General features: G+C 35.3%; 16 protein-coding genes and 1 pseudogene. 13 read left to right on the top strand and 4 right to left on the bottom strand.

The annotated features are described in order from the left end of the window. Positions 1-286: 286 nt before the first annotated feature. Positions 287-1,171 carry a LysR family transcriptional regulator gene (locus ACB089_RS16130; RefSeq protein WP_374967312.1) on the bottom strand — a complete coding sequence of 295 codons (885 nt, stop codon included), beginning with the start codon at positions 1,169-1,171 and terminating at the stop codon, positions 287-289. 286 nt (positions 1,172-1,457) lie between these two features. On the opposite strand from ACB089_RS16130, the gene ACB089_RS16125 reads away from it, so the two are divergent. From ACB089_RS16125 to ACB089_RS16110, 4 genes and pseudogenes are all read left to right on the top strand, one after another. Further along, positions 1,458-2,210, top strand: a complete 753-nt coding sequence (locus ACB089_RS16125) for an alpha/beta hydrolase (RefSeq protein ID WP_374967311.1) — start codon at positions 1,458-1,460, stop codon at positions 2,208-2,210. Positions 2,211-2,396: 186 nt separating this feature from the next. Beyond that, positions 2,397-3,734, top strand: coding sequence for a branched-chain amino acid transport system II carrier protein (brnQ, locus tag ACB089_RS16120; RefSeq protein ID WP_374967310.1), 1,338 nt, complete (start codon positions 2,397-2,399; stop codon positions 3,732-3,734). 1,100 nt (positions 3,735-4,834) lie between these two features. Next, positions 4,835-5,218 (top strand): hypothetical protein, encoded by a 384-nt coding sequence (locus ACB089_RS16115; protein ID WP_374967309.1) that lies wholly within the window; start codon positions 4,835-4,837, stop codon positions 5,216-5,218. Positions 5,219-5,306: 88 nt separating this feature from the next. Then, positions 5,307-5,534: pseudogene (locus ACB089_RS16110) on the top strand (transposase); the annotation flags it as partial. A gap of 337 nt (positions 5,535-5,871) precedes the next feature. Here ACB089_RS16110 and ACB089_RS16105 read toward each other — a convergent pair. Further along, positions 5,872-6,243, bottom strand: coding sequence for a hypothetical protein (locus ACB089_RS16105; RefSeq protein WP_374967308.1), 372 nt, complete (start codon positions 6,241-6,243; stop codon positions 5,872-5,874). A gap of 329 nt (positions 6,244-6,572) precedes the next feature. Further along, positions 6,573-7,331, bottom strand: coding sequence for an SDR family oxidoreductase (locus tag ACB089_RS16100; RefSeq protein WP_374967307.1), 759 nt, complete (start codon positions 7,329-7,331; stop codon positions 6,573-6,575). A gap of 191 nt (positions 7,332-7,522) precedes the next feature. Between ACB089_RS16100 and ACB089_RS16095 the strand changes: the two genes are divergently transcribed. Continuing rightward, positions 7,523-8,092, top strand: coding sequence for a TetR/AcrR family transcriptional regulator (locus tag ACB089_RS16095; RefSeq protein ID WP_374967306.1), 570 nt, complete (start codon positions 7,523-7,525; stop codon positions 8,090-8,092). 88 nt (positions 8,093-8,180) lie between these two features. On the opposite strand, the gene ACB089_RS16090 is transcribed toward ACB089_RS16095, so the two are convergent. After that, positions 8,181-8,411 carry a hypothetical protein gene (locus ACB089_RS16090; protein WP_374967305.1) on the bottom strand — a complete coding sequence of 77 codons (231 nt, stop codon included), beginning with the start codon at positions 8,409-8,411 and terminating at the stop codon, positions 8,181-8,183. 261 nt (positions 8,412-8,672) lie between these two features. On the opposite strand from ACB089_RS16090, the gene ACB089_RS16085 reads away from it, so the two are divergent. From ACB089_RS16085 to rarD, 8 genes are all read left to right on the top strand, one after another. After that, positions 8,673-8,996: a PadR family transcriptional regulator gene (locus ACB089_RS16085; RefSeq protein WP_374967304.1), complete on the top strand. Its 324-nt coding sequence runs from the start codon at positions 8,673-8,675 to the stop codon at positions 8,994-8,996. Next, positions 8,989-9,525 carry a DUF2812 domain-containing protein gene (locus tag ACB089_RS16080; RefSeq protein WP_374967303.1) on the top strand — a complete coding sequence of 179 codons (537 nt, stop codon included), beginning with the start codon at positions 8,989-8,991 and terminating at the stop codon, positions 9,523-9,525. The genes ACB089_RS16085 and ACB089_RS16080 overlap by 8 nt, the downstream gene beginning before the upstream one ends. A gap of 338 nt (positions 9,526-9,863) precedes the next feature. Further along, complete coding sequence (locus tag ACB089_RS16075; RefSeq protein WP_374967302.1) at positions 9,864-10,385, top strand: DUF2812 domain-containing protein; 522 nt, start codon at positions 9,864-9,866, stop codon at positions 10,383-10,385. 12 nt (positions 10,386-10,397) lie between these two features. Continuing rightward, positions 10,398-11,303, top strand: a complete 906-nt coding sequence (locus tag ACB089_RS16070; protein WP_374967301.1) for an ABC transporter ATP-binding protein — start codon at positions 10,398-10,400, stop codon at positions 11,301-11,303. Further along, the gene (locus tag ACB089_RS16065; protein ID WP_374967300.1) at positions 11,290-12,531 is read left to right on the top strand and encodes an ABC transporter permease; all 1,242 of its coding nucleotides are present in this window, start codon (positions 11,290-11,292) and stop codon (positions 12,529-12,531) included. Before ACB089_RS16070 ends, ACB089_RS16065 begins: the two co-directional genes overlap by 14 nt. Positions 12,532-13,052: 521 nt before the next feature. Next, a complete protein-coding gene (locus ACB089_RS16060; RefSeq protein WP_374967299.1) occupies positions 13,053-14,228 on the top strand; it encodes a toxic anion resistance protein in 1,176 nt (391 codons plus the stop codon). Between the two features lie 282 nt (positions 14,229-14,510). Further along, the gene (locus ACB089_RS16055; protein WP_374967298.1) at positions 14,511-15,044 is read left to right on the top strand and encodes a hypothetical protein; all 534 of its coding nucleotides are present in this window, start codon (positions 14,511-14,513) and stop codon (positions 15,042-15,044) included. A 126-nt stretch (positions 15,045-15,170) separates the two neighbouring features. After that, positions 15,171-16,076: an EamA family transporter RarD gene (gene rarD, locus ACB089_RS16050; RefSeq protein ID WP_374967297.1), complete on the top strand. Its 906-nt coding sequence runs from the start codon at positions 15,171-15,173 to the stop codon at positions 16,074-16,076. Positions 16,077-16,650: the final 574 nt, after the last annotated feature.

Here is a 16,650-nt window from a genome sequence, read left to right as displayed (position 1 = left end):
AGTTCAGGAGAACCTATTGTCATGTAGTATAATAGGAATAAAACCATTTTATAATGGTTCTTTCTGAAAGAAGTGGCTCCTCACCAAACTGTGTGCCTAAGTAGTCGCCTAGCCGGAACGGAAATTAACTTCACGTAATGGTGATGAACCTTTGTACTGAAGAGTAAAAATGGATAAACATCTTAAAAATTTTCCCAAAACTATTTAAACATAGAACAAAAGCGAGTAACAATTACGTTGAGGTAAAATTGTTACTCGCTTTTGTTCATTAGTCCAACAGGAGCTCTCAATTATTTTTTTCGTAAAAATCGAATACAAATTGCTGAAATTGTCGTGCAGATGGTGGGAGATATCGGTTTTCTATCCAGGCCATACCTATTACACGTTCACAAACCATATCCTCCACATGTATTTTTGCCAATTTATTTGGATTTAAGTCTTCGTCAACAGGCAGTAACGATACGCCAAGTCCAGCACCTACAAAGCCAGCAACTGTCGATACCTCATCACCTTCAAAGGTAATCTTCGGCTTAATACCTGCAGCATTTAATAATCGATCAGCGGTACGGCGCAATGCGTAGCCTTTTTTCATCAGAACAAAATTTTCATTTTCTAGTTCCTTCATTTTAATACTTTTACGGGTGGCGAGGGGATGGTCGATCGGCACCATAATATAAAGCTCATCACGCCATAGCTCCTTCCAGCAAACAGGGGGCTCCGTGTCAATCGCTGCAAGTAAACAAAGGTCTAACTCTCCCGCGAGCAATTGCTTCAGCTGGGAATGTGAGTAATTTTGTGTAAAGTGAAAGCGAATATGCGGATGGTTTAACCGGAAAGCGCGGATTAAATCAGGTACGATGCTAGTCCCCAGAGTATGTAAAAAGCCGAGTGACACATCACCAAGCTCTGGGTTATTCAGCTCCTGTAATTCAATAACTGCTTTTTCATATTCCTTGCGCATACGTAGGACACGATACAAAAAAAGCTCGCCATATCGGTTGAGCATAATCGAACGTCCTTGTCTGTCGAACAAGGGTACTCCTAATTCCTCTTCAAGCTTTGAAATCGAGCGACTTAATGCTGGCTGAGAAATCGCTAATGCTTCAGCCGCACGTGTCATATGCTCAAGCTTTGCTACTGCTACAAAGTATTCTAATTGTTGCCATTCCATATATTCACCCCCCATTCCTTTTATTTTGAGTTATCTGCATTATAACGGTAAAAGGGTAGGAAGTATAGGAGCCGTTAAAATTTTTAAACAGACGGAGAACTAAAAAGCAGAATGCAAAATTTAAAGTCGCAGAAAGTGTGATATGACAGCTATTAACCTCACATCATTAATGCATGAAATACATCAATATGATAAAAACTATAAATTGTACATTATGAATAAAGGGTGTTAAGATAGACACATAAAATACACAATTACGAAATTTCCGTGAAGGGGATATTATAAAATGAAGTTTTCAAAGCCACAACCTCTAACAATTGAGGGAGGCAATAAAGCCGTACTATTACTGCATGGATTCACAGGTAGCACAAAAGATGTGAAAAAGCTAGGAGAATTCTTAGCTCAACGAGGATATACTGTTCATGCACCGATTTATAGTGGGCATGGCGTAGAACCAGAAGCATTACTTGAAACAAAACCAGAAGATTGGTGGAACGATGTCGTGGAAGGTTATAACTTCCTGCAGAGTAAGGGTTATGAAGAAATCGCTGTTGTTGGGATTTCACTTGGCGGCGTATTCTCGTTAAAAGTAGCAGAGACGTTTCCAGTGAAAGCATGTGTTGCAATGTGTGCACCAATCACACGAGACAATTCAAAAGGCTTATTTACGCGTTTATATCATTATGCTCGTTTATATAAACACTTTGAAAATAAATCGAAAGATCAAATTATTTCAGAGTTACATGAACTTCGTATTACACCAAAGGATTCATTAGATGGTGTTACACGTTTAACTACAGAAACACGCGATGAATTATCAACAATTAAAGCACCTACATTAGTATTACAAGGTTCTTTAGATGATGATCTTTATCAAGAAAGTGCACCTTTCATTCTTAATACGGTGGAAACAGATGATAAAGAAATCATCTGGTATGAAAACTCTGGTCATATTATTACTTTAGACAAAGAACGTGATAAAGTGTATGAGGACGTATACAAATTTTTAGATCATATAGAGTGGTCTGTAGCAAACTAAGAGCTGTCAGCAGACAGCTCTTTTCGTTTTGCCTATTTTAAGCTAAGAACAATACAATTAATATTTATAAAAGAAAAAACTATTGTTTTTAATATAAATGCCTGATACCATAGTGGAATTGTAGGGAGAAATCCATTCTATTTAAATTATTTGCAAAAGTTAAATACATCTAAGGAGTACATCAAAATGCAACAAAAAATACCTTTTTCAACATATGCAGTCATTGGCACGATGCTTTTCGGACTGTTTTTTGGAGCAGGGAATCTTATTTTTCCAATTCAGCTTGGACAATTAGCAGGGACCAACTTTTGGTTTGGACTAATTGGATTTTTAATAACAGCTATCGGTTTACCGTTTCTAGGTATTTTAGCTATTGGTTTATCAGGTAGTAACGGTTTGCGTGACTTAGCGAGCCGTGTTCATCCATTATTCGGCGTCATCTTTTCATTAGCGCTCTATTTAACGATCGGTCCTTTTTTTGCGATTCCTCGTACAGCGACAGTTCCGTTTGTTGTTGGCTTTGAACCATATATTCAAGCAGAGCATACAACACTTCTACTTGCTTTATTTAGCTTTGTATTTTTCGCCATTGTTTATTATTTCTCATTGAATCCTGCGAAAATTATGGATTATATCGGTAAATATTTAACACCAGCTTTTTTGATTATGTTATTTATTTTAATTATTATTAGTATTTTAAAGCCGATGGGACATTTCCAGCAGCCAATGGGAGACTATATTGATTCAGCATTTATGACGGGCTTTAAAGAAGGCTATAACACAATGGATGCGCTAGCGTCATTAGCTTTTGGTATTGTCGTTATTAACGCGATTAAAAGCGCAGGAATTTCTGATAGAAAAGAAATTGCTAAGGCAACGTGGAAATCTGGAATTTTTGCCATGGCATTAATGATGCTAATATATGGTTTAATAACATATATGGGGGCATCGAGTATTGAGGCTGTTGGTACATTTGATAACGGTGGTTTAATATTTGCTGCTGTTGCTGAACACTATTTCGGATCCTTTGGTGCAATTTTATTGGCATTTATTATTGTCCTTGCGTGTTTAAAGACAAGTATTGGCTTAATCACATCTTGTAGTGAATTTTTCCACGAAGTGTTCCCGAAAATAAGCTATAAGTGGTTTGTATTCATATTGTGCCTTGTATCATTTACCATTGCGAACTTCGGTTTAAATAATATCATTAAATTCGCCATTCCAGTACTAATGTTCTTATATCCTCTAGCGATTGTTTTAATTCTACTTGCTTTAAGCTCATCGCTATTTAACAATAAGCAATCGGTTTATGTAATAGCGATGATTTTTACATTTTTTATTAGTTTAATTGATGGCTATAAAGCATTAGTGAGTAGCATTCCAGCGGCGAAATTAAGTATTTTTGATGCGGTTGAGAAAGTTTATTCAGACTTTTTACCTTTTTACGATATTGGCTTAGGATGGATACTACCAGCGTTAATTGGTGCTATTATAGGAAGCATGTTCCCAGCGAAAAGGGCGTAATATAATTCATTTATTAGAAAAATAAGCACGCACATGAAATTTTTTTTATTAAAAGTCAAGTGATTAGTTGAAACTATTTTAAATAGTGAATTCTTATTTAATGTCACACAATATGTATAGAAATTAAAAGGATAGAAGAGCTTAAATAAATTCGCTCTATCTATCCTTTTTTTTACCACAGATAACCCTATTTACTACAACAATTAAATCAATCTAATTGGATGTATTATAGATGAATGGACATACCTCGGTTAAATCAATAGAATTGAGGATAAGAGAGGACGTGTCCGACCATGAGTCAAAAAAAGTATAATAAAGAATTCAAACAAACAGTAGTCGAGCTTTATTCGCTCGGGTACACCAGTCAATCAACTAGCTAGCGAATACATTTTTCGGGCGCAACTTCCATGCATTTTCCGCTCTACATCCCGAGTAGGCGGTCAAAGGCTCTTTTCACTTTGACGGGCTACTCGGGATGTGGAACACTCCAAAAATGGACGTTGCGCAACAAACAAAAAATTAACTTGAGTGTGTCAATAATCTTGATGTAGATCCAAATGTTGCAGTAATTTAAACGGAGCTTATATCAATTTTTAATTGTATATTAAAGCCTATTTCTTAAACTTCTAAGTAATAAAAGAATAGGTTGTTTTCTAAAAGATTGTTGCTATTCAACTCCCATGAAAGAACGTAATAATCTTTCATTTTCTGTGGTGTAGCGATGATTTTATGCGACATGGATGGCTAACGGGTGCTTGTGCAACAAAGTTTTATAAAGTAGAATCAATTTCATAAATCGAAAGCCTTACTGGGCTTGAAATTTTAAGGCATAAAAAAAGGAGTACCTCCCCAAATCTCGAAGTGTTTAGTACCACTACCACACACTAGAGAGAGAAAGGAAGAACTCCAGATGTATTGTATTCGACATTACAACCATGAACACATTCATTCATCAATCGGATACAGCACGCCATCTGATTTTGAATGCCAGTACTACTTTAATACGTTAAATCATTAAATTTTTTGTCTGCTATCTTGACAGAGGTCCAAAGATAACAAAAGTAAATAAAACACGGATTTTATTAGATTGGAATGATAACATGAATTTAATGGAACTAAGAATACCACAAGGTTTCGCTATTTATTATAATAGGTTTTATGATGTTGAACCGATATCAGACCCCAATGAAGATGATTTCTTAACAAATTGGACATTCTTTACACAAGACCTACTTCAAATAAGTAAAATGGAACTTGAAAAAGGGAGTTGGAATGTACCTAAAGATGAAAATAGAAGGATACATATTGTTTTAGGGTGGTATCCAGATTCAAGAGCGAGCGGCGAGTATGGATTAGCAATCACTAATGGGAAATGGGATACGCTAATGGAAATTAGTTCAAGGGATAGGTTTGAGATAAAACGGACGCTTGAAAAATGGTTAGAAAAGTTGAACGAAGATCAGAATTTTTTAAAAAATGGTTGATGTTTAAGTTGACTTAAGCTTTATTTATCTTTAGAGGAAAAGGTTGAAGCCATTTAGAGGTAAAAAGGCTCAAAAAGTAGCTGCTTAACTTCCTGCCAGAGGAGGCCATAGTTACAAAGAATTATACAAAAAGCATACGGCTGTTGAACGAGTAAATGCATACCTCAAAGAATTCTTCCAACTCGACAACATCCGCCATCGAGGAGGTGCATTGGCTAAAGTAGACTTTGATATTTCTTGCCTCGTTTATACGCTCAGTAAATTGGCCGTTGATCGTATTAACAAACAGATGAACGAAATGAAAGAAGCAGTCTAAAATCTAAGAATGAATCGTAATGTAAAAGTTTTGAAAAAAAGTTGTTCAAACTTTTATTTGGTGTGCTCGTTTTTAGTTCTTTAGAATGTTGTTTTTAAACTTTTTTTAAAAATGGATAATAATAATTCTGCGAGAATTAGCTAATGAAAAATCTATTATGAAATTGACTCAAGTATACAAAATAAATCTAATAAGCATTCCCAAATCAAAGTTAGGTAACAAAACACCCTATTGAATTGAGTAATTTGTTTTGGCGCTTTATGATTATTAGTTCCTAACCTCACTTTAGGAAGCTTTTTTCTCCATCAACATTTGAATGAGTGAATTATTTTAATCCTTATTTATTTGGATTTCGATTGATAAACTCAATAATATCAATTTTCATAAAAGATATAGCATAATCGTAATAAAAGTGACGGTCAATTTCCCCTTTATTTAATGCTTTATCTAGTGCTTCAAATTGTTCTTCCGCTAGGTATGATATCAATTGTTGGGGATAGATATTACGTTTTTCGGCAATTTCAGATATTGTTCTTCCGCTATTCCATTCAGACCTGTATTCTTTTTCACTTATATCAAGGAACCGGTAAAGTTTATCGCAATCATACTTATAATGGAAAGTTTGAGGGACTTTTCTCTCGTAAATATCTTTAAATTCTTCGTTGTCTTTATTAGCAAAGACTCCAACAACATTTCCAGTTAGATTCAAAGTAGCAAAAGCTATTTTCAGCTACTTCTTTTACTTTAAATTCTTTCAAGCTATTGCCTCCAAATCGAATGTATGTTTCGAGAATATATGTTCTATTTTACCGCAACGTTTAATTGCTGTAAATATTTCCTTTCGTAGGTTAGTTGTGGTAGTTAATGAGTTCATTTAGAGGTCTAACAAACAAAAAAAGTACACCACTATATATAAGTGATGTACTAATTATTTAATATAATGTGTGACATTAAAGACAACCTCTTGATATGAATGTTTTATAATACATTCACTTGTCTTTAATTTTACAGAGTAATTCTGTGCGTGCTTATTTATTTTTAGTAAGCCGTCCAGCCACCATCAACAGCAATGACTTGGCCGTTGACAAAGCTTGCTTCATCTGAACCAAGGAAAATAGCTAGTTGAGCGATTTCCTCTGGTTGTCCAGCACGTGGATTAATGGACATACCTAGTGCTTGGCGAGCTGCACCAGTTTGACTCATATTTGTCATGGAAGAAGCAATGTTTGTCATAACTGCACCTGGAGCAATACCATTACAGCGAATATTTTTATCTGCATACATAAATGCTGTGTTTTTTGTTAAACCAACGACAGCATGCTTAGAAGCAGTATAGGCAGCCCCAGCACGAGCACCATATAGACCGCCAGCAGAAATATTGTTCACAAAGACACCATGACCTTGAGCAAGGAAAATCTCAGTTGCCATACGCATCGAACGCATAACAGCAGTCGTGTTTACCGCAAATACTTTATCCCAACGTTCATCAGAAATTTCACCAACTGGCTCCATACCATCCATAATGCCAGCATTATTGACTAAAATATCTAATTGACCATAAGCATTTTTTGTTTCATCAAATAAGCGTTGTAAGTCTTCTGTTGATGCGACATTTGTTTGAACAGCGATCGCTGAGCCCCCAGCTGCGTTTATACCTTCAACAACAGCCGCTGCACCCTCTAAATTTAAGTCAGAAACTACAACCTTTGCGCCTTCTTTTGCGTAACCTTCTGCAATTGCTTTCCCCATACCTGATGCTGCACCTGTTACGATTGCTACTTTACCTTCTAATCTCATCACAAAGACCTCCTATTATTTATGCTTGTTCACTTTGTATGAACATTACACGGATGTATTACGTTAGATATTGAACATGTGTTCATTAAAATCATATAATAATATTGTAAGCGATTTCAATATGCAAAAAACTAAGAACTGTTCAGTAATCAACACATATACAAAATCTGTTTAGTAAGGGGATGAAAAGTTTGAGTGCGAACGATTTAAGAATTGTCAAAACAAAGCAAGCATTACATAATGCTCTGTTAACTTTATTGAGTGAGAAACCTTTGGAAAATATTACGATTGCAGAAATTTGTCGGGTGGCAAAGGTGAATAGAGGTACCTTCTACTTGCATTATGAGCAAAAAGAAGGGCTATTTGAGGAATACTTCCAGGAAATTATGGAGGATTTGTATAATTCCTATGAGGAACCATATCGTGCAGTAACAACATTGGATAAGAATCAATTAGATCCAAATACGATTCGTATTTTTCATCATATAGAGCGTTTTAAAATGTTCTATCGCATTGTTTTTTCAAAAAATGTGCCATTGACTTACTATTACATGTTATTTGATGGAATTCATGCGCTGATGAAAAGAGACCTAACCACTCATTATAATATGCATGATGAAATATCTATTGAATATTATAGTGCTTATCAAGCAAACGCAATCATCGGTCTAATCATCCAATGGTATCGCCAGGATTTTGAGGATAGCGTTAGTACCTTGAATAAGCAACTTGCGGCTATTTTGAGAATTGACGAAAAGTAATGAAGAACCGGATAGAAGCGTGGAACAAAATAGTCGATTTAATGAGCGATGCACTAACTTGTCATTAGTACATCGCTTTTTGACAATATTATTGAACAGAAGCAGTGACGATTTGCTTGCTTTCGCTTTTTACTTTTTCTCTTTTTAAAGCAACGACCGTAGTAGAAATGGCCAAAGTTACAGCGATGATAATTCCTAACGAGCTACTATTGCTTATTAGATTGTCAGCGCTTCCTCCAAAAATAATTGTGTAATAGCCATCAGCTCCATACGTTGCTGGAAGAAGAGAAGCTAATTTATTGTAAAAATCAGATAGCATTGTTTGTGGAACAAGAACGCCTCAGGAAAACTGCTCAGGTGAGGTCAAGAACAGCTCGGGTAGCCAAGGAAACGGCTCAGGTGAGATCAAGAACTGCTCTGGCATCATTCGAAAAATAAACAAAGAACCTTGTTTAAATAAAGAAGCATTTTGAAAAGCTTATAATGTGAAGAACGGAATTGACAACTATATCGACTGCTGATATATTTTAAATATATCGTTGGTCGATATATTGTTAGGCGATATAGAGGGGGATGTTGTATGACACAGGAGCACCCGCCGTTAACAGAGGGCGTTTATTATATTTTATTGGCATTATTTGAGGCAAGGCATGGTTATGGCATTATGCAATTTGTAGAGGAAATGAGCAATGGTCGAGTTCGACTTGGAGCGGGAACAATTTATGGGGCGATCAAAACATTACTCGAGCGAGGGTGGATTGAGGCACTAGATGATGATGGGCGAAAAAAGGAATATATTATAACAGAGAGTGGAAAAAAAGTTGTGGAATATGAAATTTTGAGATTAACGGAACTTTTTGACAATGGCATCCGTATAACACAGAGGGATGGGAAAAATGCATAAATATCGATTACTCGTCAACCCGTATGATATTGAGAAATGGGTTAATGAAATGGCTAGCCAAGGCTGGTATTTGCAAAAATTCACTTGGATTCGTTTTACATTCGAACGTGGTGAACCAGGTAGCTATATTTATCGCCATGATGAATTGGAGAGATTTGGTGCCTCCTATGAGGAAGAATACTTAGAATTTCTAAAGTCCTCGGGAATAGAGCTGGTGGACCGATCTGGCAATTTTGTATTTTTTAGAAAGCCAGCATACGAAGGACCATTTGAACTATACACGGATAAAAAAACAAAAATCAGTAATCTTTCCAAAAAAGTAACGGTACTATTATGGGTTATCTTACTTAACTTAATGGTCGGGATCATTGGACTTAGTGGGGATTTTTCAGAGTACGAAGTAGACTGGTTTGGATTGTCCCTTAATATAGGGAACCTCTTAGTAGTTTTGGTATTTTCTATACCATTGTTCAAACTCATTCGATTACGGAAACATTTAAAAAGAGACTTAGATGTATTTACAGATTAATAGGAAAGATACATTTAAAATTAATCGACCACAATTGTGTGTTTTGAAAATTCTGTTTTAAAATTGCAGCTTTGGTGAATATATTTATTGCAAAGAAATTGTGTTAAAACGAAAGAATATTAAAATATTTTGAGTGTAGGGATACTTTAAGAAAAGAAGGAAATGCCATTAATTTATTTTCCGGGAAATTAGAAAAATTTAAATATTTTCAAAATAAAATTATCTTTATATGAAGTTAAATGCTTGTTTACCCATTTAACCAACTATGTCGATAAATTTTCTGGGTGTATTTCTAAAAGTCTTAAATTCATTTCTTTCAGACTAAGTGAGGAGATTACATGAAAAAAAGAGTCTATCGCATTTTTCTAGATTATGAAAAAGAAGAGGCATGGGTCAACGACATGGCGGCACATGGATGGGATCTTAAGAAAACAATTTTAGGTTACTTTGTATTTGAAAAAGGGGAACCTGGTCAATACATTTATCGCAACGAATTAGTAAAAGGTAAGAAAAAAGACTATTTTGAATTTTTAGAGACAATGAATATAGAGCGTGTTTCCAAGTTTGCAGGCTGGGCCTATTATCGTAAAAAGGCATCAGAAGGACCGTTTGAGTTATTTTCAGACAATTCTTCGAAAATACATTATTTACAATCACTAAACCGTCTCTTTATTCCTCTAGCATTATTCAATCTTTTTATGAGCATTACTAACTTTTCACTTGGATTAACAGTAAATCTCCTAAATTCAGCGATGGGATTTATAAACTTTTTAGTAGCGATAACGATGTGCATACTTATTTTGAAAATTGAAAAGCGAAAAAAAGGATTACAACATGAATTACATATATTTGAAGGGTAGGGAGGAAATAAGATGACATTACAATTACAACATGTCACGAAGAAGTATAAAGATTTTACAGCAGTCAATGATTTAAATTTCACCATTGAGAAAGGTGAAATTTTTGGATTGATTGGACAAAATGGTGCGGGTAAAACAACAACGTTCCGCATGATTTTAGATTTACAGGAAACAACAGCCGGCACAATTACATGGGATGGCAAGTCGGTTAATGCTATAAACCGTGATGTACTCGGTTATTTACCAGAGGAACGAGGGATTTTCCCAACTATGAAGGTGGAAGATCAGCTTTACTTTTTTGGCGAGCTGCGCGGCATGAAAAAAGCTGAGCTAAAAAAAGAAATTGATTTTTGGATCAGTCGTTTCGAGCTAGAAGAAAAGCGAAAAGATAAAGCCGAGACATTATCAAAAGGAAATCAACAAAAAGTACAATTAATAGCAAGCTTTATTCATAAGCCACAATTCTTGATTTTAGATGAGCCGTTTAGTGGTCTTGATCCGGTAAATAAAGATTTACTAAAGGATGCGATTCTACTGTTAAAGGAACAAGGTACTACCATTTTGTTCTCTAGTCACCAAATGGATAATGTTGAAGAGCTTTGTGATCATCTTTGTTTATTAAAACGCGGTGTTTCTCTTTTTTCAGGTAGTTTACTAGATTTAAAGAAACAATACGGCAAAATAAAGCTAGCGGTACGTACAGACTGGTCGACAACACAATTGCTGGCACTTGAAGGAGTTCAAGATGTTCGCGTAGAGAAAGAGCAAACGGTGCTGACTTTAGAAGATGAAAGTTTTGCACAGAGTATTTTTGATCAGCTTTCAAATGGGAAGTACATTGAAAAATTCAGCTTAGATTATTTAACACTAGATGAAATCTTTAAAGATAAGGTAGGTGGGAACGTTGTCGAAGTTTAATTTATTGATGACACAATTATACAAATCAAAAATAAAATCTAAATCCTTCGTCATAATGACATTACTGTACGTGGCCATTATGTCCGTCGCCGTTTTTTGGTCGGATATTAAGGAGCTTTTTACAGGCGATGAAGAGGCACAGAAAATCGCCATTGTGAATGAAACATCAGCGGATTTTAGTGAGATCTTTGTGTCAAACGGGGACATGGAGTTTATTCAGGACGAAACGGATAGTAAAGTGTTAGAGCAAAAGGTTAAAGATGAGAAGCTCGCAGCAATTATTACAATAAGTGATGAAAATGGTCAATTACAAGCTGAAATTGCAACTTTTACTCCTTTAAAATTGAATGATCAAACAACGATTTCTTCATTATTGCAATATGCAGGTAAAAATTATGCTGTTCAGCAGCTGTCGTTATCATCAGAGCAGGCTGCGCAAATTATGGATGCACAAACAGTTATTTCAAACAAAAATTTAAATGAAGAAACAGCAGGCGGTAAAAGTGAGGAAGAAAAACAATCAGGGTTAGTAGTATCATATGCTGTCGGAATTTTAATCTACTTCTTTATTTCTACTTTCCTATCAATGATTACAACTGAAATTGCCTCTGAAAAAGGTTCTCGAGCAATGGAAATGCTCCTAGTAAGTGTCAAACCAGCAACCCATTTTAAAGCAAAAATTGCGGGAGTATTACTACTCGCTTTAACACAGATGGGCATTATTGCAGTGGTATTCCTTGTCTATGCGAAATTTGTGAAAGGTGGAGCTGTTTGGGATATGGCAGCCGGTATTGTTAAAGAACTTTCGGTTGGCTATGTCATATATGCTGTAGTATTCCTATTATTAACAATTATGCTTTATTTAATTATTGGCGCATTATTCGGCTCGTTAGTTTCAAAAGTAGAGGAAGCCGGTCAAGTTTTAATGCCAGCAATGATTATTACAATGATGGGATTCTATGTAATGCTTTCAGGAATGGGCAATCCAGATACGATTTTAATCAAAGTTTTCTCTTATATACCGTTAACTTCTGGTATGATCATGCCGATGCGAATTGGTGCAACAGATGTTGGCGTGATGGTGCCACTTATATCTTTAGGTATTTTAGTGGCGACAATTATCGTGGCTTACGTATTTAGTTTATCGTTCTATAAACGCAGCGTGCTAACATATAGTACAGGTGGCGTTATTCAGAAAATTAAAACCGTGTTAAAAGTGACAACATGATATTAAAGCAGCTACATAGGTGGCTGCTTTTTTTGTCCAAATAAGGCTCATCAGGCATACATCTTCATAAATGTCTCCCACATTTTTGCTGATTGGGCCCAAATATGATAATACTAGAAAACAAAGTATAGTAATTCGCGTATTCAGTCGAATTTTCTAATGAAACAAGCTATAATTTATAAATGGGATTGAAGCTATGTGATCTCAAGCAAAGATTGAAGCTTTAGTAAAAGAATCGTCAAATTATCGTCCTGCAACACAAGAGGAGAAAGAACAATTCTTTGTAAAGCTCGAACGGCAACTTCCTATGAGTGATGAATTGCTAGAAATCTTAAATAGCCGTGAGCGTATAACACTTATTGTCGATAGATTTGATCCAGCTCATTATTGCTTTCAACTACAAAATCATGAGAGTTCATATATAGTAAGTGACTCTTATTTTGCAATGCTTGAATAAACGAAACTTTTTCGATTTGAAATCGTATGTAATAGAAGAGATAAATCGCAGGGGGTAAAACTTTATGTCTGAATTCGACAACGACCTATTAAAATCAAAAGATCCATTTGCATCAGAAAATCCATTATTACAGCCTAATCCACTATTACAGGTGGAGCAAGAGCAAAAACAAAAACCTGTACTTGTTTCTGAGCAAGAGCTATCACAAATTGCTCAAAATCAACTTGCATTAAAGCAAAATCCTGAGATCCATGCACTAGCACAAAAAATTGATGTAAAAGACCAAATCGCCATGTTAGAGCTTGGAAAAGAAACAGCGAATGGTATTTCTACTTTTTCAGATAAAATGCTAGCAACGATGAAAACAAGTAAGCTAGAGGAATCGAGTGTATTATTAAACAATTTAAATAGAATTATGGATAAATTTGATCCTCAAGATTTTGCAGAGGATAAAAAAGGTGGCTTCCTGACAAAGCTGTTTAGCAAAGGGAAAGAACAATTAGAAAGGTTCTTATCCAAATATGATAGTATGAATAAAGAAGTAGATGTTATTCACCGTGAAATTCAAAAATACGAAGTTGAAATGAAACGTAATACAATTGATCTTGAAAACCTATATGATCAAAACTTAAATTACTTCCAAACTTTAAGTAAGTTTATTGCGGCAATTGAAGTAAAAACAGATGAGGTTCGAGCGTCATTACCAGCACTTGAACAAAAAGCACAAACTGGTGATCAATTAGCGGCAATGGAATATGAAACGATGCTACGTGCAGTGGATTTACTGGAACAACGTCGTTATGATTTGGAAATGGCGCAGCAAGTTTCGTTCCAGTCTGCACCACAAATTCGTTTAATGCAGCAAGGCAACAACCATTTAATTGCAAAAATTAACTCTGCGTTTGTTACGACAATTCCTATATTTAAGCAAGGACTTATTCATGCAGTAACGTTAAAACGCCAAAAGCTTATTTCTGATTCTATGAGTGAACTAGATCGTCGTACGAATGAAATGCTTGTACGAAATGCAGAAAATATTAGTAAAAATAGTGTTAATATTGCACGTGTGGCAGGTAGTCCAAGCATTAAAATTGAAACAATTGAAACGACATGGCAAACAATTATGACCGGTATTCAAGAAACGAAGCAAATTCAAGCGGAAACGGCGAGAAATCGTGAGGAAGGACGTAAACGCATAGAGCGTTTGCAGCTTGAATACGAAAAACTGAAAAAGATGTAATCGTGAAGCTTCTTGCATTCTCTCTTACGCAAGAAGCTTTTTTTGAGCTCTCTACTATTTGTTAGGTACCGAAAAACCGCCTAAAGTGATGTATTTCGGTAAGAATCGTAGTATGCTTAACCTCCAATACAAGAATAGGAGCTTAATTTTTTTGACAAAATAATAAATACTCATTATGATGATTTAAATGAGAATGGTTATCAAACACAAAGGAAGAAGAACGATGTTAAACAAAGCAATACCATTACACGAATTATTTAGTAATGGAGTGGAGAAAAGACGATGAAGAAAATGAATTTAACTACATTATCGTGTGAGCATTTAAAGGATGGAACGCTTGCCATTAATATGACAGAAACGCTTATGCTAGTATCGCAAAGTCGCTATCAGGAATTAATGCATAGTGAAGAACTTTACAATGCTTTGCATACAGATTTAGATGAAAAGCATCATGTTTTGGAGCAGGAGCGAAAAACTTTAAAGAAACAAAATGTCCAGCTTGTAGAAGAAATGCAAAAAATGAAGCAGCAAAATGCGGTCTTGCAAAAAAAGCTAACGGAATATAATTGTGTCGTAAATGAACTAAAGGAGCTTCGTCAACAAAATACAGAGCTATTAATTGAACTAAGTAAACATACAGCTTTGTCGAGGGAGTCATTGTCGGGGCCGTTAAAATCTATGATACGCGATATGCGAGAACAGGGCGTAGGTATTAAGGAAATTCATATTCGAATAAAACGTCAAATTAATCCAGATATTAGTTATAGTATGGTGCGTAAATATATTTCTGAGCTAGAATCTGAAAACAAAGAGTAACGACATTGTTGCCTTAATTCAAATTTGGCATTTACAGTTACAAAGCAAAGTCCTATAATTAGTCTATTCTTTAAGATGTATGCATAGTCGTAATGGATACAAACAAGAGTAGGAGAGTTAAAGGCAATGTCAAATGAGAAAAAAGGTGTTTTGTCAGCATTTTTAGCCTATGCTTTTTGGGGTGCATTTCCTCTTTATTGGAAATTACTTGAGCATGTACCGAGCATGGAAATTTTATTATCACGTGTCATTTGGTCCTTTGTCTTTACAGTACTAGCAGTAATAGTATTTGGAATGCGTAAGGATCTAATCGCAGATTTAAAATATTTATGGTCACACCAAAAGCATTTCTGGCAGCTTGCTGGAGCTTCATTCGTTATTTCGATGAACTGGTATTTATATATTTGGGCAGTTAACCATAACCACATAATTGAAACGAGCTTAGGTTATTATATTAATCCTTTGCTGTCAGTTATTTTGGGGGTTATTTTCTTTAAGGAAACGCTTAGCCGAGCACAATGGATAGCTACTGGAATTGCCTTTTTCGCTGTAATTATTTTAACGGTTAATTATGGTTCAGTCCCATGGGTAGCTTTACTAATTGCCGTATCATTCGCAATTTACGGTGTACTAAAAAAGAAAATTAAGCTTGATGCGACAAGAGGTCTAGCCATAGAAACGTTATTTATTCTACCGTTTGCATTAGGCTATTATGTGTACCTCTTTACAACGAATCATGCCTCATTTTTACATGTTGATGTGAAAACAGACATCCTCATGATTGTAAGTGGTATCGTGACAGCAGTACCGTTAATTTTATTTGCGAAAGGTGCACAAAATATTCCACTCTATTTATTAGGCTTTATTCAATACGTATCGCCAACGATTACGTTAGTTATAGGGATCGTGCTTTATAAAGAACCGTTTAGTCAAGTCGAGCTATTGGCATTCAGCATTATTTGGGCAGCCTTACTACTGTTTTCAGGCTCGAAAATCATTGAAACGAGAAGGGCCCATCATAAATCAGCTTAAAGTTATTATGAATAATGTTGATAAAAAATCCTGTTAATGCAGGATTTTTTTATTTATCAATATAATTAAAGGCTAACGAAATAGGGTTCTATAATATTTGTTGGGGTATCCATACAATTTGAAGATGGAGGTGTAGTCGCCGAAATGTTTGTGAAAGCACCACATTATGGCTCACCTCAATATTGAGTAGGAAACTTTACTTTTTTGCCAGCATATAGTAATATGGTGGCAGTCAATTAGATAACAATGATTATAAATTATAATAAATGAGAGGTGCTTTTTGTGAGTGCGGTAGGTTCTAAATAGGAACAACTTAATGAAATAAATTTAATGACGACAGGGGATTTTTGTCATAAAGTCACCCCTTATTTAGTCGTGGATTTATTTCAACACCTATGAAGATACCTACAATACTTTATAAAGCGTGTAATGTTCTGAATGTGCTTCATTATATGAAGTCTTTTTCACGATGCTTTTTTACACATGCCTTGTAATGTAAAAGCTGTGGGATCCCCACAGCTTTTTTGTTTTATTTTTGAAAATAAAGGTTCCATACTATTTGTTGAGGTGCCCC

Origin of the sequence: Lysinibacillus sp. RS10 (assembly GCF_041956855.1) — a bacterium.
In the GTDB taxonomy this organism is placed as follows: domain Bacteria; phylum Bacillota; class Bacilli; order Bacillales_A; family Planococcaceae; genus Lysinibacillus; species Lysinibacillus xylanilyticus_A.
This window is presented reverse-complemented; position numbering and strand designations above follow the sequence as displayed.